Raw genomic sequence first — 25,043 nt, 5'->3', positions numbered from 1 at the left:
GTTTTTCTCTCAGTTCTTCAATGCTTCGTCCAACCAGTCGGCAAGTGCGGACGGGTCGGGCAGACGGTGATGGGCGGCGGTCGCGCCGTCCCCGATCTTGATGGCGAAACCGCCGCGGGACTGGGCCTCGGCCATGGCGGGTTCGTCGGTGGTGTCATCGCCCGCGAAGACGGGCATGCGCCCCGCGAAGGGCGGATGCTGCATCAGGCGGGCCATGGCGGTATCCTTGCCGACGCCGCCCGGGCGCAGCTCGACCGCCATCTTGGCGGGCTGCAACTGCAGATGGGGGTGTTCGGCGGCAAGGGCTGCCATCTGATCCTCGACGAAGCCCTGCAGGGACGGATCGGCCCGGTAATGCAGGGCGACGCCGTGGGGCTTTTCCTCGACCAGGATGGCGGGATGGGGGGCGGCCAGCGCATGGGCGCGGGCATGAAGCGCCGCCGCGTCGAAGGGATGATCGTGCAGCGGCTCCACATGGCCCGGGCCGGTGGACAGTTCGGACCCGTGGCTGCCCGCGATCCAGCCCTGGTATTCGGGCAGCATGCGGCGCAGATCGCCCACATCCCGCCCCGAGATCAGCGCCACGGCACCGCCCTGCCGATCGTTCAGCAGCGCAAGCCTGCGCCGCAGCGCATCGGATATCACCACCGCGTCGGGGCGCGGCGCGATATCCACGAGACAGCCGTCGAAATCGAGGAACAGCGCGGCATCGGCAGGAAGGACTGGGGGCGTCATGGATGGCCTTTCGTTTCTTGCGAAAGATGAACACGCAGCCCCTGCCTTGGGTTCACCCCGTCGTGAATACCATGCCGCATCGCGGCACCGCCGTCAAAGAACCCCGATGCGCCGTCAGTATTCGACCCCCGCCTGCGCCTTGATGCCCGCGCGGAACGGATGCTTCACCTGCCCCATCTCGGTCACCAGGTCGGCCGCTTCGATCAGCGCGTCGGGGGCGCTGCGCCCGGTCAGCACGACATGGGTCATGGGGGGCTTCTCGGTCAGCAGGAAATCCACCACCTGCGCGGCATCCAGATAACCGTAGCGCAGCGCGATGTTGATCTCGTCCAGCAGGACCATGCGGATCTCGGGATCGCGGATCAGGTCCTGCGCCTTCTGCCAGCCTGCCTCGGCCATGGCGATGTCGCGGGCGCGGTCCTGCGTTTCCCAGGTGAAGCCCTCGCCCATGGCGTGGAACTGGCACAGATCGGCAAAATGCGTGGTCAGCAGCGTGCGTTCGCCCGTGTCCCATGCCCCCTTGATGAACTGCACCACCGCGCAGGGCATCTTGTGGGCGATGCAGCGCATGATCATGCCGAAGCCGCTGCTGGATTTGCCCTTGCCGGGGCCGGTATGGACGATGATCAGCCCCTTCTCGCCGGTCTTGGTTTCCATCATGCGGTCGCGGGCGGCCTTCTTCTTGGCCATCTTGGCCGCGTGGCGGGCCTCGATCTGATCGCTTGGTTCCGTCACGGGATCGGTCCTTTCGGTTGACATTCGGGGGCGGTCCGGACTTTGGTAAACCCGCGCTGGTTCCCGCCGCAAGGCGGGCGAAGAGGGAATGCGAAGGGCCACCGCCCGAACGCAGCCGCCCCCGCGACCGTGACCGGAGAGGTCGTGCCCCGTGCCACTGGCTGATGCCGGGAAGGCGGGCCGACCGTTTGATCCGCAAGCCGGGAGACCTGCCAGCGCCGAATGATCACGGGCGGACGGGGTGTTTTCCGCAACCGGCAGTCGGCGGCCATCCGGGCCGTCCTGTTGGCCATGCCCTGCCGCCGAAGCGAAAGGACGGGCCCGCGATGCGCGCCATTCTGCATGTCTGCACCACCTGCCGGGGCACCGACCCGGCGGCAGACCCCGACGCACCCCGCCCCGGCGCGACCCTGCACGCCGCCCTGTCCGACGCCCCGCCCGAGGGGGTGCAGGTGCGCCCCGTCGAATGCCTGTCCGCCTGTTCGCAGGGCTGTTCCGTCGCGCTTCATGCGCCGGGCAAGTGGTCCTATGTCTATGGCCGCCTCGGCCCCGACGACGCCGCCGACATCCGCGAAGGCGCCGCAGCCTATGCCGCCAGCGCCGACGGCATCGTCCCCTGGCGCCAGCGCCCCGTCATCTTCCGCAAGCAGAGCCTTGCGCGCATCCCCCCGCAGGAGTGATCCATGACCGACCTCACCAAGACCCCCGTCACCGTCATCACGGGCTTTCTGGGCGCAGGCAAGACGACCCTGATCCGTCACCTGATGCAGAACCCGCAGGGCAAGCGGCTGGCCGTGCTGGTCAACGAATTCGGCACGATGGGCGTCGATGGCGACATCCTGAAGGGCTGCGCCGACGACAACTGCCCCGCCGATGCCATCCTGGAGCTTTCGAACGGCTGCATCTGCTGCACGGTGGCCGACGACTTCATCCCGACGCTGGAACGGCTGATGGCCCTGCCGCAGAAGCCCGACCACATCCTGATCGAGACCTCGGGCCTTGCGCTGCCCAAGCCCCTGCTCAAGGCCTTCGACTGGCCCGCGATCCGGTCGCGCATCACCGTGGACGGGGTGATCGCCCTGGCCGATGCCGAGGCCGTGGCCGCAGGCCGCTTCGCCCCCGACGAGGATGCCGTGCAGGCCCAGCGCCTGGCCGATGACAGCCTGGATCACGACACCCCCCTGGGCGAGGTCTTCGAGGATCAGATCGCCTGTGCCGACGTCATCCTGCTGACCAAGGCGGACCTTGCGGGCGAGGACGGCCTGGCCCGCGCCCGCGCCGCAATCGAGGCCGAGGCCCCGCGCAAGCTGCCCATGCTGGCCGTGACCGAAGGGGCGATCGATCCGCGCCTGATCCTGGGCCTGAACGCCGCCGCCGAGGACGATATCGACGCCCGCCCCAGCCACCATGACGGCGCCGACGACCACGAACACGAGGATTTCGACACCATCGTCGTGGGCCTCCCCGAGATCGACGATCCGCAGGCGCTGTCGGACCGCATCGCGGAACTGGCGCGGACGCATGACATCCTGCGCGTCAAGGGGCACGTGGCCGTCGCGGGCAAGCCGATGCGCCTGCTGGTGCAGGCCGTGGGCGCCCGCGTCCGTCACCAGTACGACCGCCCCTGGGGCGATGCGCCGCGCACCTCGCGCCTGGTGGTGATCGCCGAACACGACCGCATCGACGCGCCCGCAATCCGCGCGATGCTGCAGGCCGTGCCCGCCTGATGCATGTGGTCTTCCGCGAACGCGTGGGGCTCGAGGAAACGGACGCCCCCTTCGATCCCGGCCAGACGCCGGGGGACCTGGTGGCGCTGTCCTTCTCCGACAGCGACCTGGGCGCGTTCGCGGCGGGCTGGCACCGGGCGGATGGCGGGCTGCCTTCGCTGCGGCTGTGCAACCTCGTGGCGCTGCGGCACCCGGTATCGGTCGATACCTATGTCGACCAGACGCTGTCGGGGGCCAGGGGCATCCTGATCCGCCTGATTGGCGGCGAGGCCTATTGGCCCTATGGCCTTGCATCCGTTCAGGACCTGGCGCGACGCAGGGGGATCGCCCTGGCGGTCCTGCCCGCCGACGGGCGCGACGACCCCCGGCTGGAGGAGATGTCCACAGTTCCCGCATCGGTGCTGCGCGTGCTGCGCCGCCATTGCGACCAGGGCGGTGCCGTGGCCGCGCAGGCGGCATTGGCGCAGCTGGCCATCGCGGCGGGGCTGCACGCCGCCCCGGTCGCGGGCCGCACCGCGCTGCCGCAGATGGGGTTCCACGACCCCGACCTGGGCGTCGTTCCGGCCCCGCCGCAGGGGGCCATCCTCGTCACCTTCTATCGCAGCTGGCTGGCCGCCGCCGATACCGCAGCCATCGACGCCGTGATCCGCGCCCTGCGCGATCGCGGCATCCCGGCAATCGGAGTCTTCACCCCGTCGCTCAAGGCCAAGGGCTTTGCCGATTTCCTGCGCGAGGCCGACCTGCGCCCGCGCGCCATCGTCAACGCGACAGGCTTTTCCGCAGCACCCTTCGGCGACCTGACCTGCCCCGTCTTCCAGATCGCACTGTCCACCAACCGCCGCCGCGAATGGGCCGAGGCCGAGCGTGGGCTGTCACCGTCTGATCTTGCCATGAACGTCGTCCTGCCCGAGGTGGACGGGCGCGTCTTCGCGGGAGTCGTCAGCTTCAAATCCCCCGCGCCGCGCGACCCCCTGCTGCAGTATTCGCGCTTCGTCCATCGGCCCGACCCGGCCATGGTGGACGCGGCCTGCAACCGGATCGCGGCATGGCTGCGCCTGTCGGAACGCGATGGGCCGCGCGTGGCGATGGTGCTGTCCACCTATCCTGGGCGGGACTGGCAGATGGCCCATGCGGTGGGGCTGGACGCGCTGGCATCCGCGGATGCGGTGGCGGGGATGCTGGGGCATGCGCCTGTCGCGGCGGGGCTGGCCGAGGCGACGATCCGCTGGCCGCTGGACGATTACCGCGCCGCGCTCGCCACGCTGCCGCAGGCGCTGCGGGACCGGCTGCGGGCCGAATGGGGCGATCCCTCGGACGACCCCGATTGCCGCGACGGCGCGTTCCACTTGCGCGCTCTGGTCCGCGACGACCTGATCCTGGCGCTGCAACCCGAGCGCAGCCACCGAAAGTGGCGCGAGGACGAATACCACGACCTGACCCGCGTGCCCCGCCATGCCTATGTCGCCTTCTACCTGTGGCTGCGGGCGCAGGCACCGGACGCGATGATCCACATGGGGGCGCATGGCACGCTGGAATGGCTGCCGGGCAAATCGGTCGCGCTGTCGGGCGAATGCTGGCCGCAGGCGCTGACCGGGGCGCTGCCGGTGATCTACCCCTTCATCGTCAACGACCCGGGCGAGGCTGCGCAGGCCAAGCGCCGCCTGGGCGCGGTCACGCTGGGGCACATGCCCCCGCCGATGCGCGCCGCCAGCCTGCCTGCCGGCATGGCCGCGCTGGAACGGCTGCTGGACGAATATTCGACCGCCGACGGGCTGGACCCCGCCCGCCGCGACCGCCTGATCGCAGATATCCGCGACGAGGCCCGCGCATCGGGCGTCGAAACCGATCTGGGCATTCCCGCCGATGCCTCGGCCGCCGAGGCGATCACCCGGATCGACCGCTTCGTCTGCGACATCAAGGAAAGCCAGTACGGCGAGGGGCTGCATATCTGGGGCAGCGGCCCCTGCGGCGATGCCGAACGCGCAGGGCTGGCGACAGCGCTGGCGGGGCGCTTCGTGGCCCCCGGACCATCCGGATCGCCCGCACGGGGCCGGTCCGACGTGATGCCCACGGGGCGGAACCTGTTTTCCACCGATCCGCGCGCGGTCCCGACCCCCGCCGCCCATGCGCAGGGCGTGAAACTTGCCGAGGAGCTGCTGCGCCGCCACCTGCAGGACCATGGCGACTGGCCGCGCGGGCTGGTCGTCGATCTGTGGGGCAGCGCCACGATGCGCACCGCGGGCGAGGAATTCGCCATGGCCTTGCACCTGGCCGGGCTGCGCCCCGTCTGGGACGAAGGATCAGGCCGCGTGAACGGGGTCGAGGTCGTGCCGCTGGCGCTGCTGGGCCGCCCGCGCATTGACGTGACGCTGCGGGTCTCGGGGCTGTTCCGCGACGTGTTCCCGGTGCTGGCGCAGATGTTCCAGACGGGCATCCGCGCGCTGGCCGAACGCGATGAGGCACCGGACCAGAACCCCTATGCCACCGATGCGCCGCGCGTCTTCGGTCCCGCGCCTGGCAGCTATGGCCTGGGGATGGGGACGGCGCCCGACAGCTTTACCGACGCCGCCCGTGCCGCCGCGGGCGAGGCATGGCTGGCCGCGTCCGAATGGGCCATCGGCGCGGACGGGCAATCGCGCCGCGACCGCGATGCGCTGGATCTGCGCATGGCCGGGGCCGACAGCTTCGTCCACGCGCAGGACCTGCCGGAATCGGACCTGCTGCTGGCCGCCGACTATGCCGCGCACGAGGCCGGTTTCGCCGCCGCCGTCGCGCGGATCCGGGGCGCTGCGCCCGCGCTCTATCACCTGGACGCGACGCAGCCCGACCGCCCCCGCGCCCGCACCCTGCCCGAGGAGATTGCCCGCACCGTCCGTGCCCGCGCCGCCGATCCCGCATGGGCCGATGCGATGACCCGCCACGGCTTTCGCGGCGCGGCCGAGATCGCGGCGACGCTGGACCACATGGCGGCCTTCGCGCATCTGGCGGGTGCCGTGCCGCCGCATCTCTTCGATCTTTATCACGACGCGACGCTTGGCCGCCCCGAGATCGAGGGCTTCATGGCGGATGCCAACCCGGCGGCGCTTCAGGCCATGCGCGACCTGTTCCGCCGCCTGCACGATGCGGGCCTGTGGGTGACGCGCCGCAATTCCATCGCCGCAACCCTGGGAGCCGCCGAATGAGCGGGATCCGAGGATGGTGCCCCGGTGCCCTGCGCCCGATGGAATCCGGCGACGGGCTGATCGTCCGGATCCGTCCGCGCGGCGGCAGGCTGACCCGCGCGCAGGCCGAAACGATCGCCGACGCCGCCGAGATCTGGGGCAACGGCACGATCGAGCTGACGGGCCGCGCGAACCTGCAACTGCGCGGCGTCACGCAGGCCACCCACACCCCCCTGCTGGACGCGCTGCGGGATGCGGGCCTTCTGGACCCCGACCCTGCGACCGAGCAGCTGCGCAACATCATCGTCACGCCATTTGCCACGCCCGCGACCGACCAGCTGGCCGCCGATGTCGCCCACGCCCTGACCGACAGCCGCCTGCCCCTTCCGCCCAAGTTCGGCATCGCCATCGACGACGCCCAGCCCGTCCTGACCGATGCGCCCGCCGATATCCGGATCGAGGGCGACCTGATCCGCGCCGACGGCATGGAGCTTGCCTCCCCCCTGCGCGGGCCAGACGACGTGGTCGCGATGGCCCGCTGGTTCCTGGACCGTGGCGGCGCGCCGGGTGGTCGGGGCCGCATGGCCGCGCTGATCGCCGCCGGCATCCGTCCCGCCGCAGAAATTCCCGCACTGCCCCCCGCCGCGCGACCCAGCCCCGGCGCGACACCTGCCGGGATGCTGGCGGGCTTCGAATTAGGCCAGATCCCGCCCGACACGCTGCGCAGGCTGTCGCGCCTTGCGCCCCTCCGGATGACGCCCTGGCGCATGATCATGGTCTGCGCGGCCCGCAGCCTGCCCGCCATGCCGGGGCTGATCCTGCGGGCCGACGATCCGCTGCTGCGCACCCATGCCTGCCCCGGCGCACCCGCCTGCGCATCGGCCCATGCGCCCGTCCGCCAGCTGGCCCGCGACCTGGCGCCCCTGATGCCGCAAGGCGCGGTGCTGCATGTCTCGGGCTGCGCCAAGGGATGCGCCTGTCCGCGCCCCGCCGACCTGACCCTGACCGCGACGCCGCAGGGCTTCGACGTGATCCGCCACGGACGCGCCTCGGACCCGGCCGGGCTGCGCGGGCTTCACCCCGACCAACTGACCAAGGTGCCCTGATGCCCCATCACTATGAAACCGACGGGGCCGCGATCTATCGCCAGTCCTTCGCCACGATCCGGGCCGAGGCCGATCTGGCCCGCTTCGACGCGGACGAGGAACCGGTCGCCGTGCGGATGATCCACGCCGCGGGGCTGGTCGGGCTGGAACGCGACATCCGCTTCACCCCCGGCATGGCCGCAACGGCGCGGCAGGCGCTTGCGGATGGCGCGCCGATCCTCTGCGATGCGCGCATGGTCAGCGAGGGGATCACCCGCCCCCGCCTGCCCGCGCACAACCCTGTCATCTGCACGCTGAACGATCCGCGCACGCCGGAACTGGCGCAGCAGATGGGCAATACCCGCAGCGCCGCCGCGCTGGAGCTGTGGCGCCCCCACCTGGCCGGTGCGATCGTCGCCATCGGCAATGCGCCCACCGCGCTGTTCCACCTGCTGAACATGCTGGAGGATCCCGACTGCCCGCGCCCCGCCGCCATCATCGGCTGCCCGGTGGGCTTCGTCGGCGCGATGGAATCCAAGGATGCGCTGATGGCCGCGCCGCCCGTGCCCTCGCTGATCGTGCAGGGGCGGCTGGGCGGATCGGCCATCACCGTCGCCGCCGTCAATGCGCTGGCCAGTCGGAAGGAGTGATCGGATGGGACGCATCATCTGCGCAGGGCTGGGGCCGGGCGACCCCGACCTGATATCGGTCCGTGCCGATCGCGCGGTGCGCGGCGCAAGGCAGGTGGCCTTCTTCCGCAAGCCGGGGCGGCAGGGGCAGGCCCGCCGCATCGTCGAGGGCATCCTGCCCGCAGGCATTCCCGAACACGCGATGGAATACCCCATCACGACCGAGGTTCCCTTCGACAGCCCGGCCTATAACGACGCGCTGGCGCGGTTCTACGACGATTGGGCCGACCGGCTGGCGGCCTTGGCTGCGACCGACGACCTTGTGGTCCTGTGCGAGGGGGACCCCTTCTTCTATGGATCGTTCATGCACCTGTACGTCCGCCTGCAGGGCCGCGTCGAAACCCAGGTGATCCCCGGCATCACCGGCATGTCGGGCTGCTGGACCGCGACCGGATCGCCCATCACCTGGGGCGACGACGTGCTGACGGTGCTGGCGGGAACGCTGCCGCAGCCCGAGCTGGAACGGCGTATGGCGATGTCGGATGCCATCGTGGTGATGAAGACGGGCCGCAACCTGCCCCGCATTCGCGCCGCGCTGCAGGCGACGGGCCGGCTGGACGATGCCTGGCTGATCGAACGCGGCACCATGCCCGATCAGCGGCTGGCGCGTCTGCGCGACGTGGACGCGACCGACTGCCCCTATTTCGCGATCGTCATGGTCCACGGCCATGGCCGCCGCCCGGAATTCAGGTGCCCGGAATGACCGGTCGGATCACCGTCGCGGGCCTGGGCCCCGGTGCCGATGCGCTGGTCACCCCCGAGGTGACGCAGGCCCTGGCGGATGCGACCGACATCATCGGCTATATCCCCTATGTCGCGCGGGTCGCGCCGCGCCCCGGCCTGCGGCTGCACCCCTCCGACAACCGGGTCGAGCTGGACCGCGCCCGCCACGCGCTGGACTTGGCGCAGGGCGGCGCGCGGGTGGTCATCGTGTCATCGGGGGATCCGGGGGTCTTCGCCATGGCCGCCGCCCTGTTCGAGGGCTTGGAGGAACGCGGCACCGATCCCGACATCCGTATCCTGCCGGGGATCACCGCCATGCTGGCCGCCGCCGCGCGGGCGGGGGCGCCCCTGGGCCATGATTTCTGCGCGATCAACCTGTCGGACAACCTCAAGCCCTTCGCGCTGATCGAAAAACGCCTGCGTCACGCCGCGATGGGCGATTTCGCGATGGCCTTCTACAACCCGCGTTCGAAATCGCGCCCCGAGGGGTTCGCCCGCGTGCTGCAGATCCTGCGCGAGGAATGCGAGCCCGAGCGCCTGCTGATCTTCGCCCGCGCGGTCTCGACCCCGGACGAGGAACTGCGCATCGCCACGCTGGCCGAGGCCACCCCCGACATGGCCGACATGCGCACGGTGGTGATCGTCGGCAATTCCGCGACGCGCCGCGTGGGGCGGTGGGTCTATGCGCCCAGATCGGCGGGGGCGTGATGCAGCCAATCCAGCACCTGCGCCGGATGGGCCGCCTGCGGGCACGGCGGCAGCACGGGGCGGTCGATCATCACGACCTGCACGCCCAGCGCGCGCGCGGCATGCAGCTTGGCCTCGGCCCCTGCGCCGCCGCTGTTCTTGGCCACCAGATGGGTGGTGCCGTGGCGGCGCATCAGGTCCAGATCGTCCTCGACCGCAAAGGGGCCGCGCGCGATCACCACCTGCGCATCGGGCAGCGGCGGGGCGTCCGGCGCATCCACCAACCGCAGCAGCCAGCGATGCGGCAGATGCGCGAATTCCGACAGGTGCATCCGTCCGATCGCCAGGAAGACCCGCGCCGGATCGCGGGGCAGCGCGGCGGCGGCACCCGCCATGTCGGGCACATGCAGCCATCCATCGCCCTGCCAGGGCGGGCGGACCAGCCGGATCAGCGGCAGACCCAGCACATCGCAGGCCGCATGGGCATTGGCGCTGATCCGCGCGGCAAAGGGATGGGTCGCGTCGATCACATGGGTAACGCCGTTGCTGCGCAGGTAATCCGCCAGCCCCATGGTGCCGCCGAAGCCGCCGATGCGCATGGGGATCGGCATCGCCAATGGCTGCACCGTCCGGCCCGCAAGGCTGTAGATCGCGTCCATCCCCGCCAGCGCATCGGCCATGCGGCGGGCCTCGGTCGTGCCGCCCAGAAGAAGGATGCGCGTCATGTCTGAACCCTGGCTGTCGATCATCGGTCTGAACGAGGATGGCCTGCCGGGCCTCGGTGCCGCAAGCCGGAAGGCGCTGGAGGACGCGCGCATCGTCTTCGGCGGGCCGCGTCACCTTGCGCTGGCGGGGGTGGGCGGTCGTGGCCGCGAATGGCCCGTGCCCTTCGATCTGGCCCCGATCCTTGCGCTGCGGGGGGAACGGGTGGCGATGCTGACCTCGGGCGATCCGTTCTGGTTCGGCGCGGGGGGCAGCATCGCGGCGCATCTGGACCCGTCGGAATGGCGGGTCTTTCCGGTGGCGGGGGTCTTTTCGCTGGCAGCCGCGCGCATGGGCTGGCGGCTTGAGGATTGCGCGACGCTTGGCCTGCATGCCGCGCCCTTCGCGCAGATCCGTCCGCATCTGCATCGCGGCTGCCGCATCATCGCGACCCTGCGTGACGGGGGCGCGCCCGCCGCATTGGCGGAATGGCTGCGCGACATGGGCGCGAATGCCGCGCGGCTGACGGTGCTGGAACGTCTGGGCGGGCCGCGCGAACGTATAGGCCCGCTGCGGGACGACCATGGCGCCCCCGTCGCGGTCGCCATCGACGGGTGCGACCTGCCCGCGGGCTTTGGCCTCACGATGGCCGCGGGACGGTCGGACGACCTGTTCGACCACCGCGGCCAGATCACGAAATCGCCCATCCGTGCGATGACGCTGGCAGCGCTTGCCCCCCGCCCGGGGGAGCTGCTGTGGGATATCGGCGGCGGGTCGGGGTCGATCTCGGTCGAATGGGCGCTGGCCGGGGGCCGGGCCATCTGCATCGAACCGCGCGAGGATCGGCTGGACCTGATCCGCAGCAACCGCGACCGCTTCGGCGTGGCGCATCGCATCGAGGTGGTGCAGGGCACCGCCCCCGATGCGCTGCGCGATCTGCCCGGCCCCGACGCGATCTTCGTGGGCGGGGGCGGCGGCGCGGAGCTGTTCGACGCCATCCTGCCGCTGCCCGTCCGCATCGTCGCCAATGCCGTCACGTTGGAGACCGAATCCCTGCTGGCCACGCTGCACGCCCGCCATGGCGGCAGCCTGACCCGCATCGCGATCAGCGAGGCCGCGCCCCTTGGCGGCATGCGCGGCTGGCAGCCCGCGCGCCCCGTCACCCAATGGACCCGCCCCGCATGAGGATCGCGGGCATCGGATGCAGGCCGGGCACGCCGCCCGCAGCCATCGCCACCGCGCTGAACCGCGCGGGCGGGGCCGACCTGCTGGCGGGCATCGCGGAACGCGCGCCCGAATTGCAGGCCGCCGCACAGGCGCTGTCCCTGCCCCTGCGGCTGGTCGCGGTCGCAGGCATCGCCACGCCCACGCAATCGCCCCGCATCCTGGACCTCTTCGCCACCGGATCGGTGGCCGAGGCCGCCGCCATCGCCGCAGGGGGCCGCCTTCTGGGGCCGCGCATCGCCTGCGGCCCCGTCACCATTGCCATAGCCGAGGTTCCATGACCGTCCATTTCATCGGCGCCGGACCGGGCGCCGCAGACCTGCTGACCCTGCGCGGGCGCGATCTGATCGCGTCCTGCCCCGTCTGTCTCTATGCGGGCAGCCTGATCCCGCCCGCGCTGCTGGATCACTGCCCCGAAGGCGCGCGGATCGTGAATACCGCGCCCCTCAGCCTGGACGCGATCATCGATGAAATCGCCTCCGCACATGCCGCGGGCCATGACGTCGCGCGGCTGCATTCGGGCGATCTGTCGGTCTGGTCCGCCATGGGCGAACAGCTGCGCCGGTTGCGGGCGCTGGACATCCCCGTGCAGATCACGCCCGGCGTGCCCAGCTTTGCCGCCGCCGCCGCAGCGCTGCAGACCGAACTGACCCTGCCCGGCCTTGCGCAATCCGTCGTGCTGACCCGCACCCCCGGCCGCGCCTCGGCCATGCCCGAGGGCGAGAGCCTGGGCGCCTTTGCAGCCACCGGCGCCACACTGGCGATCCATCTGTCGATCCATGCGCTGGACCGCGTGGTGGCCGACCTGACCCCCCATTACGGGCCGGATTGCCCGGTGGCGGTCGTCTGGCGTGCCAGCTGGCCCGATCAGCGCGTGATCCGCGCCACGCTTGCGACCATCGCGCAGGCAGCCCAAGGCATCGACCGCACCGCGCTGATCCTGGTCGGCCCCGCCCTTGCCGCCGAAGGGTTTCAGGAAAGCCGCCTCTATGCCGCCGATTACGACCGCCGGTATCGCCCCACCGGCCCCAACCCCAGGTTCCCCGAATGACCCCCGGACTGATGATCTCTGCCCCTGCATCGGGCACCGGCAAGACGGTGCTGATGCTGGGCCTTCTGAACGCGCTGCGCCGCCGCGGCATGGATGTGCAGCCCTTCAAGTCGGGGCCGGATTATATCGACCCCGGTTTCCACCGGGCGGCATCGGGGCGGGCATCCTTCAACTTGGATGCCTGGGCGATGGAGCGGGGGCGCATCCTGACCCATGTCACCGCCCAGCCGGGTGCCGACCTGATCCTGGCCGAGGGGTCGATGGGTCTGTTCGACGGCGTGGCCCATCCGGGCGAATCCGGCATCGGCGCCAGTGCCGAGATCGCCACGCTGATGGGCTGGCCGGTGGTGCTGATCATCGACGTGTCGGGGCAGGCGCAATCGGCCGCGGCGGTCGCGCGGGGTTTCGCCACGCTGCAGCCCGACCTGCCCTTTGCGGGGGTGGTGCTGAACCGCGTGGCCTCGGCCCGGCACGAAGCCCTGATCCGCGAGGGGATGGACCGCGCGGGCATCCGCGTGCTGGGCGCCCTGCCGCGTCAGGGCAACATCACCCTGCCCGAACGCCATCTGGGCCTTGTCCAGGCCGAAGAGACCGAGGGCCTGCAAGCCATCCTGGACCATGCGGGCGATTTCATCGGCGCGCATTGCGATCTGGACGCGATGCTGGGTGCAGCCGCGGCGCGTCCCCTGCCGCCCGCCGATGCGCCCACCGCCATGACGCCCCCCGGCGGACGGATCGCGCTGGCGCGGGATGCGGCGTTTTCCTTCACCTATCCGCATGTGATCGACGCATGGCGGCGGGCGGGGGCGACGATCCTGCCGTTCTCGCCCCTGGCCGACGAGGGGCCGGATGACGGCGCGGATTGCTGCTGGCTGCCCGGCGGATACCCGGAACTGCACGCCGGACGGCTGGCCGCGGCGAACGGGTTCCGGCAATCCACGCACCGCTTTGCCCGGACGCGGCCCGTTCATGGCGAATGCGGCGGCTACATGGCGCTTGGCGCGGGGCTGGTCGATGCCGATGGGCAGCGCCATGCGATGCTGGGGCTGCTGGGGCTGGAAACCAGCTATCACAAGCGGCGGATGCATCTGGGATACAGGCGCGCGACGCCGCTGGCACCCGTTCCGGGGCTGGGGCGCAAGGCGCTGCGGGGGCATGAATTCCACTATGCCTCGATCCTGTCCGAACCCGATGCGCCCCTGGCCCATGTCACCGACGCCAATGGCCGCGAGGTCCCCGAAACCGGCAGCCACCGCGCGACGGATGGCGGCGGACAGGTCAGCGGCACGTTCTTTCACCTGATCGCGCCGGCCACGACTTGACGCAGCCGTGATCGTCGTGTCTGGCTGAGGACGCATGGTGCCCGGATGACGCGACACGCGTCGGGCTTCATCGGGAATGGGGAAGGGCGGACCAAATCGCGGCGCCCGAAGCCCCAGCCGCCCCCGCGACTGTATGCGGAGAGCGGGACGTCATCCGCGCCACTGGACCCGTCCGGGAAGGCCGACGCCCCGCCGCGACCCGCAAGCCAGGAGACCGGCCATGCAGGGAAACACCGAAAACGCCGTCGGGTGTGACGGCAACAGGAGAACGACCATGCATATCGAACCGGGCGTCGTGAACGGCGCCAAGATCGTGCTGAGCTATGCCACCGCGGCGACTGCCGGCCTCTTTGCGCTGAAGATGGCGGCGACCGAACACGGGCTGCGCGGCCTGCCCTCGCTTGCGGTGCGGGCGGTGATCGCGACGGCGCTGACCTTCGTCTTCTTCCAGGTCCTGCCGAAATTCCCCGTGGGCGTGTCCGAGGTTCACCTGATCCTGGGTTCCACCCTGTTCCTGCTGCTGGGCGCCGCCCCCGCCGCACTGGGGCTGGCTGCGGGCCTTGCGCTGCAGGGGCTGTTCTTCGCCCCCGCCGACCTGCCGCAATACGGCATGAACGTCACCACGCTGCTGGTCCCCCTGTTCGCCCTGCGCGAGATCGCGGGCCGGATCATCGCGCCCGGCACCGCCTATGTCGATCTGCGCTATGGCCAGGCGCTGGCGCTGTCGACGGCCTATCAGGGCGGGATCGTCGCATGGGTCGCCTTCTGGGCGTTCTGGGGCCAAGGCGTCGCCGCGATGGACGGCGTGATGGCCTTCGGCGCGGCCTACATGCTGGTCGTGGCACTGGAGCCGCTGGTCGATCTGGCCGTGCTGGCCGGCGCGAAATCGCTGCGCGGCCTGCGTGGCAGCCCGCTGGTGACGGACCGCCTGTTCGCGTGACCGAGCTTCTTCTGATCGGGATCGGGGCAGGAAACCCCGATCACCTGACCTTCCAGGCGGCCCGGGCATTGTCCCGGGCCGATCTGATCCTGATCCCCCTCAAGGGCGAGGAAAAGGCCGATCTGGCCGGGCTTCGCGCGCAGATCGTGGCGGCCCATGCGCCCCAGGGCCGCGTGGTGCGCTTCGACCTGCCGCAGCGGGCATCGGGGGGCGATTACCTGTCCCATGTGAACGACTGGCACGACGCGATCGCCGATGCGTGGCGCGCACAGATCGACGCGCATCTGCCGGGCGGCGGCAGCGTCGCGGTGCTGGTCTGGGGGGACCCGTCGCTCTATGACAGCAGCCTGCGGATCGCGGATCGGCTGGGGCTGCCGGTGCGGATCGTGCCGGGGATCACCGCGATCCAGGCGCTGTGCGCGGCCCATGCGATCCCGCTGAACGACCTTGCGGCGCCCGTGCAGATCACCACCGGCCGTCGCCTGCGCGACGAAGGCTGGCCGCCGGGCGTGGATCGGATCGTGGTCATGCTGGACGGCCACTGCGCCTTTGCCGACCTGCCGCCCCAAGGGCTGCGCATCTGGTGGGGCGCCTATCTGGGAATGGACCACGAGATCATCGCGGCGGGCCCGCTGCCCGAGGTCGCGCCGCGCATCAAGGCCATGCGCGCCGAGGCCCGCGCGCGGCATGGCTGGATCATGGACTGCTACCTTCTGGCGCGCGACCTGGCCTGCTGACATGAAAACGGCCCCGTCACCGGGGCCGTTTTGCATCGGTATCGTGTCAGATCAGGCCTGCAGCGACCGCACGCCCACTTCGCCTTCCTCGCGCGACTTGATCGCGGCGACGGCGGCGATGCTGCCCGCGGCCGTCGTGAAATACGGGATCTTGTCATAGAGCGAGACGGCCCGGATCTCGCGGCTGTCGGCGATGGCCTGCGCACCCTCGGTCGTGTTCAGCACCATCGTGATATCGCCGTTCTTCAGGCGGTCCACGATGTTCGGGCGGCCTTCATAGACCTTGTTGACGCGCTGCGTTTCCACACCGTGACCCGCCAGGAATTCGGCCGTCCCCGAGGTCGAGACCAGCGAGAAGCCCATCGCGGTCAGGTCGCGGGCGGCCTGTGCCAGTCCTTCGGTCTTGTCGGAATCCTTGACCGAGATGAAGACGCGCCCCTCATGCGGCAGATGCGTGCCCGCGCCCACCTGCGCCTTGAGGAAGGCGCGCGGGAAGTTGCGGTCCCAGCCCATCACTTCGCCGGTCGAGCGCATTTCCGGCCCCAGCAGCGTGTCCACGCCCGGGAAGCGGGCGAAGGGCAGCACGGCCTCCTTGACCGAGAACCAGGGCGTGATCGGATCTGCCAGCGTCATCGGATCGGCGAAGGGCAGGTCGTCCTCGGGGCCGACGCCTTCGGGATAGGGCGCGCGGGCGGGGAAGTTCGACATCGGCTCGCCCGCCATCAGGCGTGCGGCGATCGAGGCGATGGCGCTGTCGGTGGCCTTCGCGACGAAGGGCACCGTGCGCGATGCGCGCGGGTTCACCTCCAGCACATAGATCTCGTCGCCCTTCAGCGCAAACTGGACGTTCATCAGGCCGACGACCTTCAGCGCGCGCGCCATCTCGACGGTCTGGCGCTTCAGTTCCTCGATCGTGGGGGCGTCCAGCGTGTGCGGCGGCAACGAGCAGGCGCTGTCGCCCGAATGGACGCCGGCTTCCTCGATATGTTCCATGATGCCCGCGACATGCACGTTCTGGCCATCCGACAGCGCATCCACGTCCACCTCGATCGCGCCGGCAAGATAGCTGTCCAGAAGGACCGGGTTCTTGCCCGACACCGTCACGGCCTCGCGGATATAGCGGCGCAGGTGATCCATGTCGCGCACGATCTCCATCGCGCGGCCGCCAAGAACGTACGAGGGGCGGATCACCAGCGGGAAGCCGATGCGGCCCGCGATCTCGATCGCCTGTTCGTCGGTGCTGGCGATGCCGTTGACCGGCTGCTTCAGGCCCAGGTCGTTCAGCAGCTTCTGGAACCGCTCGCGGTCCTCGGCCAGGTCGATGGCATCGGGCGTCGTGCCCAGGATCGGGATGCCCTCGGCCTCGAGGTCGTTGGCCAGCTTCAGGGGCGTCTGGCCGCCGAACTGGACGATCACGCCGTGCAGGGTGCCGTTCTCCTGCTCGGTACGCAGGATCTCCAGCACATGCTCCAGCGTCAGCGGCTCGAAATACAGGCGGTCGCTGGTGTCGTAATCGGTGCTGACCGTCTCGGGGTTGCAGTTGACCATGATCGTCTCGTAGCCCGCGCCGGTCAGCGCGAAGCAGGCATGGCAGCAGCAGTAGTCGAACTCGATCCCCTGGCCGATCCGGTTCGGACCGCCGCCCAGGATGACGACCTTCTTGGCGTCCGAGGGGCGCGATTCGCATTCGACCTCGCCCATCGCGGGGGCTTCGTAGGTCGAGTACATGTAGGGGGTCTGGGCCTCGAACTCGGCCGCGCAGGTATCGATGCGCTTGAAGACGGGCTTGATGTCCAGCGCGCGGCGGGCACGGCGGATATCGGCCTCGTCCCGACCGGTCAGGTGCGCAAGGCGGGCATCGGTGAAGCCCATCATCTTGATGGCGCGCAGATCGTCGGCATCCTCGGGCAGGCCACCCTCGCGGATGCGATGCTCGGCCTCGACGATTTCGCGGATGCGGGCCAGGAACCAGGGGTCGAAGCTGGTGACGCGCTGGATCTCGTCATCGGTCATGCCGAAGCGCATCGCCTCGGCAATGATGCGGATGCGGTCGGGCGTCTGCTTGGACAGCGCGGCGATCACGGCGGGCTTGCCCTGGTCGGCGGCACCCTCGATCGCGATCTCGTCCAGGCCGGTCAGCCCGTTCTCCATCGAGGTCAGCGCCTTCTGCAGCGATTCATGGAAGCTGCGGCCGATGGCCATGACCTCGCCCACCGATTTCATCGCGGTGGTCAGTTCGGGCTTGCTGCCGGGGAATTTCTCGAAGGCGAAGCGCGGGATCTTGGTGACGACATAGTCGATCGAGGGCTCGAAGCTGGCGGGCGTCACCTTGGTGATGTCGTTGTCTAGCTCGTCGAGGGTGTAACCCACGGCCAGCTTGGCGGCGATCTTGGCGATGGGGAAGCCGGTTGCCTTCGAGGCCAGCGCCGAGCTGCGCGAAACGCGCGGGTTCATCTCGATCACGACCATGCGGCCGTCCTCGGGGTTGATCGCCCATTGCACGTTCGATCCGCCGGTCTCGACGCCGATTTCGCGCAGCACCGCGATGGATCCGTTCCGCATCCGCTGGTATTCGCGGTCGGTCAGGGTCAGCGCGGGGGCCACGGTGATGGAATCGCCGGTATGGACGCCCATCGGATCGACGTTCTCGATGGCGCAGACGATGATGGCGTTGTCGGCGCGGTCGCGCACGACTTCCATCTCGTATTCCTTCCAGCCCAGCAGGCTTTCATCGACCAGCACCTGCGCCATGGGCGAGGCGTCCAGCCCCGAGCGCACGATGCGTTCGTAATCGTCGCGGTTGTAGGCGACGCCGCCGCCGGTGCCGCCCAGGGTGAAGGCGGGCCGGATGATGGCGGGCAGGCCGATCTCCTCCAGCGCGTCCATGGCCTCGGCCACCCCGGCATTGATGTCGTACTTGCCATTGGCCAGCTTGGGGGCGGCGATGATGGTCGCCTTGGGGTTCTCGATCCCGATGCGGTCCATCGCCTCGCGGAACAGCTTGCGGTCCTCGGCCATCTCGATCGCGCCGCGCTGCGCGCCGATCAGCTCGACCCCGTAGCGGTTCAGCGCCCCGTTATCGGCCAGCGCCAGCGCGGTGTTCAGGCCGGTCTGTCCGCCCATCGTGGGCAGCAGCGCATCGGGGCGTTCCTTGGCGATGATCTTCTCGACCATCTCGGGGGTGATCGGCTCGATATAAGTGGCGTCGGCCATCTCCGGGTCGGTCATGATCGTGGCCGGGTTCGAATTGACCAGGATCACGCGGTAACCCTCTTCGCGCAGGGCCTTGCAGGCCTGCGCCCCCGAGTAGTCGAATTCGCAGGCCTGACCGATGACGATGGGGCCGGCTCCGATGATCAGGATGGATTTGATATCGGTTCTTTTCGGCATCATGGCCTCCGGGGCTGGCATGGATTGGCGCAAATCGTCCGGGGTTATAGCCAAGACAGGTCGGGACGCAAGGTGCCGCGGACGCCATGAAGACCGATTTCGCGCCTCAGCCGCCGGACAGCAGGGTCAGCGCCGTGCTGTAGCGGTTCTGCACCGTGCCCGTCTCGATCTGGCTTCGGGCCATGAAGTTGATGATCAGCTTGTCGATCATCCCGCTTTCGGTCAGGTCCGCAAAGCTGGACGTCCCCAGATAACGCTCGGATGCCTCCATGAATTCCTCGAGCTGCCGATCCACGTCCAACTGGGCATAGTTGTCGCTGAAGCCGAAGGCGCCTTCGAACACCTCGCGCAGCGGCGGGTTGCCCATGACCTCGTACCAGAGCGTCTTGTCGCTGGAATCGCGCCCGACCATCGCCTCCAGTTCCCGGCGGGCGTTGAGGGCGAGGCGAAGATTTTCGTCCCCTTCGCCGATGCGCCGTTCGAACTCGCGCTGGACGAAGGCCGCACCGACCGTCTCGCCCAGATCGGCCGCAGGGGTCGCCCCGCCAAAGCCGAATGCCTCGGCCATGCGAAGATAGCGTTTGTCGGACAAGCGATTGACCAGCGAGCTGCTGTCACTGATATCGGATTCGAGAACCTTCTGGATGAACGCCTTGTTGGCGATGTCATCCTCCAGGCCGAAGGCCGACAGCGCGGTGTTCAGCAGGCGATAATCCTTGACCAGATCGGCCGCTTCGGAAATGCCGCCGATCTTGTCCTTGAAATAGGTGGTCGACCGCTGGACCACGGGGTCGGCCTCGATCGCGGCGATCTGGCGGGTTTCGGACCGCTGGACCACCTTCCAGCCCGCGATCCCGCTGACCCCGATCGAGATGACCCCCGTCATGCCGATTGCCGGTCGGCCGCGCTGGCGAAGAGACGTGCTTCGCGCGGCAGCAATTCGCGAAGCCGGCGCATCGCTTGATAGGGGTTGTCGTCGATGGCGGCCTCGGTCGCCTGGCCCAGCAGGATGCGGCTGTCGCGATCCTCGAAAACCTGGCTCAGCTGTTCGATGGCCAGAAGCAATTGGCGCCGCCCCTCGGCCGGTTCGGCATCCCCCGACAGGATCAGCTGGGCCACATAGCAGGCCCGCGACACGGGGGTGCTGGCATCGTCGGGATGGATCGCATCGCGCAGGCGCAGGACGTTCACGTTCGGCGTCTTGATCGCGATCTTGCTGCGCCGGTCGCCATTCTCGATCACCGCGCCATTGATCAGCACCCGCTCATTCGGGGCCAGCTTCAGGACCAGGCCGCTCATGCGCCCACCTCGCCCCGCAACCCGCGCATGACGGTCATGTTGATGTCGATCAGCGGCTGGGTCACAGCCTCGCCCGCCATGACCGATTGCCCGTGGCGGATCTGGAAACCGGCCAACGAGATCAGCCCGGCCTTGGCATCATCGGGCAGCCCGTTGCCGGGTTCGGCCAGATCGAAGGCAAGCAAAGTCCAAAGTTCGGTATTCTTCGCGACGGCGGCGATGATATCGCGCCTGTCCCTGCGATCGGATGCCTGTCGCAACATGCGCGTGACGCGGGCAAAGACGTCGTATTCCGCATCGCGCGTGCTGCGCATCCCGGGGTTCCTGTAGCCGTGTTCGGCCAGTGGCGTTACCGCGTTCAAGATCGTGCATCCCGTTCTGGAGAAGTGTGGGGGTGGCGGGCGCCGTCATGGCGCCCGCCCTGTTCATCAGCGGAACAGCGACATGACGGCCGACGGCGACTGGTTCGCGATCGACAGCGCCTGGATGCCCAGCTGCTGCTGGGTCTGCAGCGCCTGCAGGCGGGCGGACGCTTCTTCCATGTCGGCATCGACCAGCGAACCCATGCCGGTGCTGAGCGAATCCGCCAGCTTGCCGACGAAGCTCGACTGGTCGGTGATGCGCTTGCCCGCCGAACCCAGGTCGGCGGCACCCTGCACCGCAACGTCGATCAGGGCCTCGATCTCGCCGATGGCGGTCTGGGCCGAGGCACGGTCGGTGATCGCGGTCAGGCCCGCAACGTTCAGCCCGGCCTCGAAATCGACCGAGTCGACCGAGATGTTGTTGGCCGAGGTCGCCGCAGCGCCGTTGGTCCGATCCAGCGAGCCCAGCACGGTGAAGCTAGTATTGCCGGCGGTCGGGTTGGTCTTCAGCAGGTTCACGCCGTTCATCTGCGTGCCGCCGATGATCGAGGTGATCTGTTCGACCTTCTTCGAGATGTCCGTCTGGATCTTGGCGTGATCGGCCGCGTCGTTCGCGCCGCCGATGGCCAGTTCCTTCATCTCGTTCAGCAGGTTGGTGATTTCTTCAGCCCCGCTGCGGGCGGTCGAGACGACGGCATCCGCGACGTTCAGGTTCGACTGGATGGTCTTGAAGCCCGTCTGGTCCGTTTCCATGACCTTCGAGATCGCCCAGACGGCCGCGTTGTCCTTGGCCGTCGCGACCGATTTGCCGGTCGAGATGTCGGATTGGGTCTTATCCAGTTGCGAGTTGATGCTCTTCAGGGTCTGAAGGGCCACCATCGCGCTGTTGTTGGTCAGAATGCTGGACATGTTATCCTCCGGTATCAGGTGCTTTGCACCAGGGTTTGCATGAGCGGCCTTCTGACCTGGGCGGGGTCCTGCCCCCTTTGCCGTGATCGGCATGTCACCGTTCTAGGCGGCGGTGATTGACAACTAGTGAACGGCGCCGATTCCTCAAAACGCCATTCACGGTGCATTTTACTAAAAGCGCTGCGGGGCGCTGGCCACGACCGTGGTGGCCGTGCGGCGTCCGATCTCGTCATAGGTCTGCAGGCTGCGGGCTGCCCGGATGATGGCGCGCACTTCCTCGGCGGCCTGTCGGGCGCCCTGCAACGACGCCTCGGCCAGCCGGCGCAGCTGGGCCATCTGGGGGTGAATCTCGGCCCGGGTGGCATCGTCCAGCCCATGCCGGGCGGCCTGGCGGGCGAAATCCTCGATCCCGGCAAGGGCCGCGGTGGGGTTGCCGGACAGGATGGCTGCGCGAATCGTGGCCATCTGCCGGGCCTGCTGGCGGGTCATGCACCACCCCCGATCATGCGACCGAAGCCCAGATCCAGCCTCTCGGACAGGGCGGCGGCATGTTCGCGCGTCAGGAAGCTGGTGAACTGCTCCTCGCCCGCTCCGCCGGAAAAGGACCCTTCCAGCGCGCCGGGGCCCGCGTATTTCAGCATCTCCTCGAGGAACGCCTGTTCAAGCTGTTGCGCCACGGCGGCGCGTTCCGGCGCGGACTGGGCGGTGATGATGGGACCGATCTGCATGCTGCTCTCCTGTGGACGGGGTCCCTTGTTCTTGCCCGTGAACGGTAAAGGATTGGTAATCAGTCGCTGCTATCCCGACCAAAGCGCAGGAGGGTGCAGATGGTCGAGATTGCGAATCCGGTTCTTTCAGGACTGTCCGAGGCGGCGCTCACGTCCGCCCGCATGGAGGGCGTGCTTCCAGGCGGGCAGACGGATTTCGTCATCGGGACGGAGGCCTTGCCGGAACCAAGGGTCGATGCACCCGCCCAATCCAGGCAGGCTGGCGATCCGCTGGCGGCGCTCATGGCGGAATGGTCCGGGGTCAGTGCGGAATATGCGCCGATCCCCACGGCCGAACCCCAGCCCATCGAGACGGCGCTGCCCATCGATGGCCCGATGCCGGAGACCGACGAGACAGAGGATATGCCGCCGGACGATGCGGAACCCGCGGATGCGATCCTTGCGCAGATGCCGATGAACGATCCCGCTGTTCCGCCGACCATGAAGACGGCCGACAAGGCGCCGATGGCCGAAATCCCGCAGGATATCACCATGGCGGCAACCGCCGCGGGCATGTCGCCCCCTTCCGAATCATCGATTTCATACGCAGCGTCCGACATGACCGGCCTGGCAGAGCCCGCGCCCCGAGTGGTTCGGGGGCTTCGCGCCCAGGCAGGCGCAAGGACTGAAGGCGAGGCAGCCAGCCTGACGCGGGCCACGCCCGATCCCACAGGGCAGCAGCCCGCCCCCGCCACACCCACGACCCGCGCGGCGGTCGACGCGATGCCCCAGCCCGAAGGTGCGTCGCAGCCCGAAGGTGCGCTGCAGCCCCAACCGGCCCCCACGGCTCAGCCCCGGCCGGATGTTGCCCCGCCGCAGGCGAACACCGCCGACCCTGCATTGCCGCAACCCGTGGCGAAGGCCCAGGAAGCGCTGCAATCCGAGCTGCTGGAACGGTCCGTGGAACCCTCGGCAACCGCCCTTCGCGCCGATCCCACGCCATCCGAAGCAACCCGGATCGAATCGGCGTTCCAGCCGCGCAGCCCCACGGCCCCCGAGGCACGCCCCGTCGCCCGTCAGATCGCCGAGGCCGTCGTGACCACCCGCGAGGGCGAAACCGAGATCGCCCTCGCCCCCGAAGAGCTGGGCCGCTTGCGCCTGGTGATGTCGGGCCCCGATCGCGGCCATGTCACCATCTTCGCCGAACGCCCCGAAACGCTGGACCTGGTCCGCCGCAATGCCGATCTGCTGACCCAGACCCTGGCGGATGCGGGGATCGAGCAGGGCTCTTTCGAGTTTCGCGAGGAACGCCGGCCGCCCCTGCCCGAGGGACGGCAGGCCAGCGGTAACGGCCCGGCGGACGATACCGTCCGCCACGTCGCCATAACGCCCCGCGCGCTGAGCGACCGGCGCTTGGATATCAGGATCTAGGAGAGCGAACATGGTCGATGCCATCACCGCGACGACGACAAGCACCATCAGCGCAAGCAGCTTCACCAGCTCGGGGACCGGCGGTGATTTCGAGACCTTTCTCAAGATGCTGACCGCGCAGCTTCAGAACCAGGACCCCCTGAACCCGATGGAGAGCACGGATTTCGCGGTCCAGCTTGCGACCTTCGCGGGGGTCGAACAGCAGGCGCTGAGCAATCAGCTGCTGGAGCAGCTGGTCGGACAGTCCGGCACGGGCGGCATCGGCGGTGTGGCCGACTGGATCGGCAAGGAGGCCCGCACCACCGGCCCCGTCCATTTCGGCGACACCCCCCTGACGCTGGAGGTCGCGCCCCATGCCCTGGCCGACAGCGTGACGCTGATCACGACCACCGCCACGGGCCAGGAGCTGATGCGCGAGGAGATCGGCCCGGGCGAGGGGCAGATCGACTGGTACGGCCGCGACGATCTGGGCAACAAGCTGCCGGACGGGCTCTATGCGTTCCAGATCGTCAGCAGTCGCGACGGGCAGGTGATCGACACGTCCGAGGTCGAGACATATGCCCGCGTGACCGAGGCGCAGGTCGGTCCGGACGGCACGATGATCGTGCTGGAAGGCGGGGCCACGGCCTCGGTCGATCAGGTGACGGGCCTGCGCGAGGCGCCCGATGCTTGACCCTGTGCGCCTTGCGGGCATAAGCCCCGGTTGACCGAACACCCGGAGGATGCCCCAGATGTCCAAGATCCTGATCGCCCCGTCGATCCTGTCCGCCGACTTTGCCGATTTCGGCAACGAGATCCGCGCGATCGAGACGCAGGGCGCCGATTGGGTCCATGTCGATGTCATGGACGGGCATTTCGTGCCGAACCTGACCTTCGGCCCGCCCGCCGTGAAGGCCTTCCGCCCGCATGTGAAGACCTTCATGGACGTGCACCTGATGATCGCCCCGGTCGATCCCTTCATCCAGGCCTATGCCGATGCGGGCGCCGACATGATCACCGCCCATGTCGAGGCCGGCCCCCACCCCCACCGCACCCTGCAGGCGATCCGCGCGACGGGTGCCAAGGCGGGCATCGCGCTGAACCCCGGCACGCCTGCCGAGGCGGTCGAATATCTGCTGGACCTGTGCGACATGGTGCTGGTGATGACCGTGAACCCCGGCTTCGGCGGGCAGAAATTCATCCACAGCCAGATCACCAAGATCGCGAAGATCCGCGCCATGATCGGCGATCGCCCGATCCATATCCAGGTGGATGGCGGCGTCGATGCGGACACCGCGCCGCTGGTGACGCGGGCGGGCGCGGATGTGCTGGTGGCGGGCTCGGCCGTGTTCCGCGGCGGGTCGGTCGGCAATCCCGAGGCCTATGGCAGCAACATGGCCGCGATCCGCAAGGCGGTCGAAGCGGTTTGACAAAGCCCGCGCGCGGGC

General features: G+C 69.2%; 26 protein-coding genes and 2 riboswitches. Of the genes, 16 read left to right on the top strand and 10 right to left on the bottom strand.

The genetic code is table 11. The features are described from left to right. Window positions 1-9: 9 nt before the first annotated feature. Both otsB and cobO read right to left on the bottom strand, forming a co-directional pair. Window positions 10-735: a trehalose-phosphatase gene (gene otsB, locus KO490_RS00880; protein ID WP_216017516.1), complete on the bottom strand. Its 726-nt coding sequence runs from the start codon at window positions 733-735 to the stop codon at window positions 10-12. A 114-nt stretch (window positions 736-849) separates the two neighbouring features. Next, a complete protein-coding gene (cobO, locus tag KO490_RS00875) occupies window positions 850-1,470 on the bottom strand; it encodes a cob(I)yrinic acid a,c-diamide adenosyltransferase (protein WP_371822253.1) in 621 nt (206 codons plus the stop codon). A 40-nt stretch (window positions 1,471-1,510) separates the two neighbouring features. Then, a riboswitch (cobalamin riboswitch) is annotated at window positions 1,511-1,702 on the top strand. 94 nt (window positions 1,703-1,796) lie between these two features. On the opposite strand from cobO, the gene KO490_RS00870 reads away from it, so the two are divergent. Genes KO490_RS00870 through cobJ form a run of 7 tightly spaced genes read left to right on the top strand, consistent with a single transcriptional unit; the run spans window position 1,797 to window position 9,563 of the window. Beyond that, on the top strand, window positions 1,797-2,150 hold the full coding sequence (locus KO490_RS00870) for a DUF1636 domain-containing protein (RefSeq protein WP_216017514.1): 354 nt from the start codon (window positions 1,797-1,799) through the stop codon (window positions 2,148-2,150). A gap of 3 nt (window positions 2,151-2,153) precedes the next feature. Beyond that, a complete protein-coding gene (gene cobW / locus KO490_RS00865; protein WP_216017513.1) occupies window positions 2,154-3,197 on the top strand; it encodes a cobalamin biosynthesis protein CobW in 1,044 nt (347 codons plus the stop codon). Beyond that, window positions 3,197-6,379, top strand: coding sequence for a cobaltochelatase subunit CobN (gene cobN, locus KO490_RS00860; RefSeq protein WP_216017512.1), 3,183 nt, complete (start codon window positions 3,197-3,199; stop codon window positions 6,377-6,379). Before cobW ends, cobN begins: the two co-directional genes overlap by 1 nt. Further along, complete coding sequence (locus KO490_RS00855) at window positions 6,376-7,464, top strand: precorrin-3B synthase (RefSeq protein ID WP_216017511.1); 1,089 nt, start codon at window positions 6,376-6,378, stop codon at window positions 7,462-7,464. The genes cobN and KO490_RS00855 overlap by 4 nt, the downstream gene beginning before the upstream one ends. Further along, window positions 7,464-8,093, top strand: a complete 630-nt coding sequence (locus KO490_RS00850; protein ID WP_216017510.1) for a precorrin-8X methylmutase — start codon at window positions 7,464-7,466, stop codon at window positions 8,091-8,093. Before KO490_RS00855 ends, KO490_RS00850 begins: the two co-directional genes overlap by 1 nt. A 4-nt stretch (window positions 8,094-8,097) precedes the next feature. Beyond that, on the top strand, window positions 8,098-8,835 hold the full coding sequence (locus KO490_RS00845) for a precorrin-2 C(20)-methyltransferase (RefSeq protein WP_216017509.1): 738 nt from the start codon (window positions 8,098-8,100) through the stop codon (window positions 8,833-8,835). Continuing rightward, window positions 8,832-9,563 carry a precorrin-3B C(17)-methyltransferase gene (gene cobJ, locus KO490_RS00840; protein WP_216017508.1) on the top strand — a complete coding sequence of 244 codons (732 nt, stop codon included), beginning with the start codon at window positions 8,832-8,834 and terminating at the stop codon, window positions 9,561-9,563. The genes KO490_RS00845 and cobJ overlap by 4 nt, the downstream gene beginning before the upstream one ends. Here cobJ and KO490_RS00835 read toward each other — a convergent pair. Further along, a complete protein-coding gene (locus tag KO490_RS00835; RefSeq protein WP_216017507.1) occupies window positions 9,536-10,267 on the bottom strand; it encodes a cobalt-precorrin-6A reductase in 732 nt (243 codons plus the stop codon). The two genes, cobJ and KO490_RS00835, sit on opposite strands and share 28 nt — an antisense overlap. On the opposite strand from KO490_RS00835, the gene cbiE reads away from it, so the two are divergent. From cbiE to cobF, 6 genes are all read left to right on the top strand, one after another. After that, window positions 10,266-11,429, top strand: a complete 1,164-nt coding sequence (cbiE, locus tag KO490_RS00830; RefSeq protein WP_216017506.1) for a precorrin-6y C5,15-methyltransferase (decarboxylating) subunit CbiE — start codon at window positions 10,266-10,268, stop codon at window positions 11,427-11,429. The genes KO490_RS00835 and cbiE overlap by 2 nt on opposite strands. Then, the gene (locus KO490_RS00825; protein ID WP_216017505.1) at window positions 11,426-11,749 is read left to right on the top strand and encodes a cobalamin biosynthesis protein; all 324 of its coding nucleotides are present in this window, start codon (window positions 11,426-11,428) and stop codon (window positions 11,747-11,749) included. The genes cbiE and KO490_RS00825 overlap by 4 nt, the downstream gene beginning before the upstream one ends. Continuing rightward, window positions 11,746-12,519, top strand: a complete 774-nt coding sequence (gene cobM, locus KO490_RS00820) for a precorrin-4 C(11)-methyltransferase (protein ID WP_216017504.1) — start codon at window positions 11,746-11,748, stop codon at window positions 12,517-12,519. Before KO490_RS00825 ends, cobM begins: the two co-directional genes overlap by 4 nt. Next, window positions 12,516-13,841 carry a cobyrinate a,c-diamide synthase gene (locus KO490_RS00815; RefSeq protein ID WP_252726927.1) on the top strand — a complete coding sequence of 442 codons (1,326 nt, stop codon included), beginning with the start codon at window positions 12,516-12,518 and terminating at the stop codon, window positions 13,839-13,841. Before cobM ends, KO490_RS00815 begins: the two co-directional genes overlap by 4 nt. An 18-nt stretch (window positions 13,842-13,859) precedes the next feature. Continuing rightward, a riboswitch (cobalamin riboswitch) is annotated at window positions 13,860-14,079 on the top strand. Between the two features lie 36 nt (window positions 14,080-14,115). Next, window positions 14,116-14,781 (top strand): energy-coupling factor ABC transporter permease, encoded by a 666-nt coding sequence (locus tag KO490_RS00810; protein ID WP_216017503.1) that lies wholly within the window; start codon window positions 14,116-14,118, stop codon window positions 14,779-14,781. Next, window positions 14,778-15,518 (top strand): precorrin-6A synthase (deacetylating), encoded by a 741-nt coding sequence (gene cobF / locus KO490_RS00805; RefSeq protein WP_216017502.1) that lies wholly within the window; start codon window positions 14,778-14,780, stop codon window positions 15,516-15,518. Before KO490_RS00810 ends, cobF begins: the two co-directional genes overlap by 4 nt. A gap of 51 nt (window positions 15,519-15,569) precedes the next feature. Here cobF and carB read toward each other — a convergent pair whose 3' ends face one another. The 7 genes from carB to KO490_RS00770 form a co-directional block, all read right to left on the bottom strand. Next, window positions 15,570-18,908 carry a carbamoyl-phosphate synthase large subunit gene (gene carB, locus KO490_RS00800; protein ID WP_216017793.1) on the bottom strand — a complete coding sequence of 1,113 codons (3,339 nt, stop codon included), beginning with the start codon at window positions 18,906-18,908 and terminating at the stop codon, window positions 15,570-15,572. Between the two features lie 106 nt (window positions 18,909-19,014). Beyond that, window positions 19,015-19,794, bottom strand: a complete 780-nt coding sequence (locus tag KO490_RS00795) for a DUF1217 domain-containing protein (protein ID WP_216017501.1) — start codon at window positions 19,792-19,794, stop codon at window positions 19,015-19,017. After that, complete coding sequence (flbT, locus tag KO490_RS00790) at window positions 19,791-20,207, bottom strand: flagellar biosynthesis repressor FlbT (RefSeq protein ID WP_216017500.1); 417 nt, start codon at window positions 20,205-20,207, stop codon at window positions 19,791-19,793. The genes KO490_RS00795 and flbT overlap by 4 nt, the downstream gene beginning before the upstream one ends. Continuing rightward, window positions 20,204-20,521 (bottom strand): flagellar biosynthesis regulator FlaF, encoded by a 318-nt coding sequence (flaF, locus tag KO490_RS00785; protein ID WP_216017499.1) that lies wholly within the window; start codon window positions 20,519-20,521, stop codon window positions 20,204-20,206. Before flaF ends, flbT begins: the two co-directional genes overlap by 4 nt. 114 nt (window positions 20,522-20,635) lie before the next feature. After that, window positions 20,636-21,478 carry a flagellin gene (locus KO490_RS00780; protein WP_216017498.1) on the bottom strand — a complete coding sequence of 281 codons (843 nt, stop codon included), beginning with the start codon at window positions 21,476-21,478 and terminating at the stop codon, window positions 20,636-20,638. 171 nt (window positions 21,479-21,649) lie between these two features. Further along, window positions 21,650-21,943 (bottom strand): hypothetical protein, encoded by a 294-nt coding sequence (locus tag KO490_RS00775; protein ID WP_216017497.1) that lies wholly within the window; start codon window positions 21,941-21,943, stop codon window positions 21,650-21,652. A gap of 20 nt (window positions 21,944-21,963) precedes the next feature. Then, entirely contained in the window at window positions 21,964-22,206 is a 243-nt protein-coding gene (locus KO490_RS00770; RefSeq protein WP_252726926.1) for a hypothetical protein, read from the bottom strand. Between the two features lie 99 nt (window positions 22,207-22,305). Between KO490_RS00770 and KO490_RS00765 the strand changes: the two genes are divergently transcribed. From KO490_RS00765 to rpe, 3 genes are read left to right on the top strand one after another with little or no spacing between them, the layout of a single operon-like run. After that, window positions 22,306-23,616 (top strand): flagellar hook-length control protein FliK, encoded by a 1,311-nt coding sequence (locus tag KO490_RS00765; RefSeq protein ID WP_216017496.1) that lies wholly within the window; start codon window positions 22,306-22,308, stop codon window positions 23,614-23,616. Window positions 23,617-23,626: 10 nt separating this feature from the next. Further along, window positions 23,627-24,289, top strand: a complete 663-nt coding sequence (locus KO490_RS00760; RefSeq protein ID WP_216017495.1) for a flagellar hook capping FlgD N-terminal domain-containing protein — start codon at window positions 23,627-23,629, stop codon at window positions 24,287-24,289. A gap of 58 nt (window positions 24,290-24,347) precedes the next feature. Next, window positions 24,348-25,025 carry a ribulose-phosphate 3-epimerase gene (gene rpe, locus KO490_RS00755; RefSeq protein ID WP_368500150.1) on the top strand — a complete coding sequence of 226 codons (678 nt, stop codon included), beginning with the start codon at window positions 24,348-24,350 and terminating at the stop codon, window positions 25,023-25,025. Window positions 25,026-25,043: the final 18 nt, after the last annotated feature.

Origin of the sequence: Paracoccus sp. C2R09, from assembly GCF_018860625.1 — a bacterium.
Classification (GTDB): Bacteria; Pseudomonadota; Alphaproteobacteria; order Rhodobacterales; family Rhodobacteraceae; genus Paracoccus.
Note: the sequence above shows the minus strand (reverse complement) of the source record. Positions and strands in the feature narration are given on the sequence as shown.

Bases quoted from the DNA above. Each gene is read 5' to 3' on its own strand.
- cbiE (WP_216017506.1), top strand. From the start codon at position 10,266: ATGTCTGAACCCTGGCTGTCGATCATCGGTCTGAACGAGGATGGCCTG.
- KO490_RS00850 (WP_216017510.1), top strand. From the start codon at position 7,464: ATGCCCCATCACTATGAAACCGACGGGGCCGCGATCTATCGCCAGTCC.
- KO490_RS00770 (WP_252726926.1), bottom strand. From the start codon at position 22,206: ATGCAGATCGGTCCCATCATCACCGCCCAGTCCGCGCCGGAACGCGCC.
- cobW (WP_216017513.1), top strand. From the start codon at position 2,154: ATGACCGACCTCACCAAGACCCCCGTCACCGTCATCACGGGCTTTCTG.
- flaF (WP_216017499.1), bottom strand. From the start codon at position 20,521: ATGCGCAGCACGCGCGATGCGGAATACGACGTCTTTGCCCGCGTCACG.
- KO490_RS00870 (WP_216017514.1), top strand. From the start codon at position 1,797: ATGCGCGCCATTCTGCATGTCTGCACCACCTGCCGGGGCACCGACCCG.
- rpe (WP_368500150.1), top strand. From the start codon at position 24,348: ATGTCCAAGATCCTGATCGCCCCGTCGATCCTGTCCGCCGACTTTGCC.
- KO490_RS00795 (WP_216017501.1), bottom strand. From the start codon at position 19,794: ATGACGGGGGTCATCTCGATCGGGGTCAGCGGGATCGCGGGCTGGAAG.
- KO490_RS00845 (WP_216017509.1), top strand. From the start codon at position 8,098: ATGGGACGCATCATCTGCGCAGGGCTGGGGCCGGGCGACCCCGACCTG.
- KO490_RS00810 (WP_216017503.1), top strand. From the start codon at position 14,116: ATGCATATCGAACCGGGCGTCGTGAACGGCGCCAAGATCGTGCTGAGC.
- KO490_RS00815 (WP_252726927.1), top strand. From the start codon at position 12,516: ATGACCCCCGGACTGATGATCTCTGCCCCTGCATCGGGCACCGGCAAG.
- KO490_RS00765 (WP_216017496.1), top strand. From the start codon at position 22,306: ATGGTCGAGATTGCGAATCCGGTTCTTTCAGGACTGTCCGAGGCGGCG.
- KO490_RS00780 (WP_216017498.1), bottom strand. From the start codon at position 21,478: ATGTCCAGCATTCTGACCAACAACAGCGCGATGGTGGCCCTTCAGACC.
- cobJ (WP_216017508.1), top strand. From the start codon at position 8,832: ATGACCGGTCGGATCACCGTCGCGGGCCTGGGCCCCGGTGCCGATGCG.
- KO490_RS00775 (WP_216017497.1), bottom strand. From the start codon at position 21,943: ATGGCCACGATTCGCGCAGCCATCCTGTCCGGCAACCCCACCGCGGCC.
- otsB (WP_216017516.1), bottom strand. From the start codon at position 735: ATGACGCCCCCAGTCCTTCCTGCCGATGCCGCGCTGTTCCTCGATTTC.
- carB (WP_216017793.1), bottom strand. From the start codon at position 18,908: ATGCCGAAAAGAACCGATATCAAATCCATCCTGATCATCGGAGCCGGC.
- KO490_RS00835 (WP_216017507.1), bottom strand. From the start codon at position 10,267: ATGACGCGCATCCTTCTTCTGGGCGGCACGACCGAGGCCCGCCGCATG.
- KO490_RS00825 (WP_216017505.1), top strand. From the start codon at position 11,426: ATGAGGATCGCGGGCATCGGATGCAGGCCGGGCACGCCGCCCGCAGCC.
- KO490_RS00760 (WP_216017495.1), top strand. From the start codon at position 23,627: ATGGTCGATGCCATCACCGCGACGACGACAAGCACCATCAGCGCAAGC.
- KO490_RS00855 (WP_216017511.1), top strand. From the start codon at position 6,376: ATGAGCGGGATCCGAGGATGGTGCCCCGGTGCCCTGCGCCCGATGGAA.
- cobN (WP_216017512.1), top strand. From the start codon at position 3,197: ATGCATGTGGTCTTCCGCGAACGCGTGGGGCTCGAGGAAACGGACGCC.
- flbT (WP_216017500.1), bottom strand. From the start codon at position 20,207: ATGAGCGGCCTGGTCCTGAAGCTGGCCCCGAATGAGCGGGTGCTGATC.
- cobM (WP_216017504.1), top strand. From the start codon at position 11,746: ATGACCGTCCATTTCATCGGCGCCGGACCGGGCGCCGCAGACCTGCTG.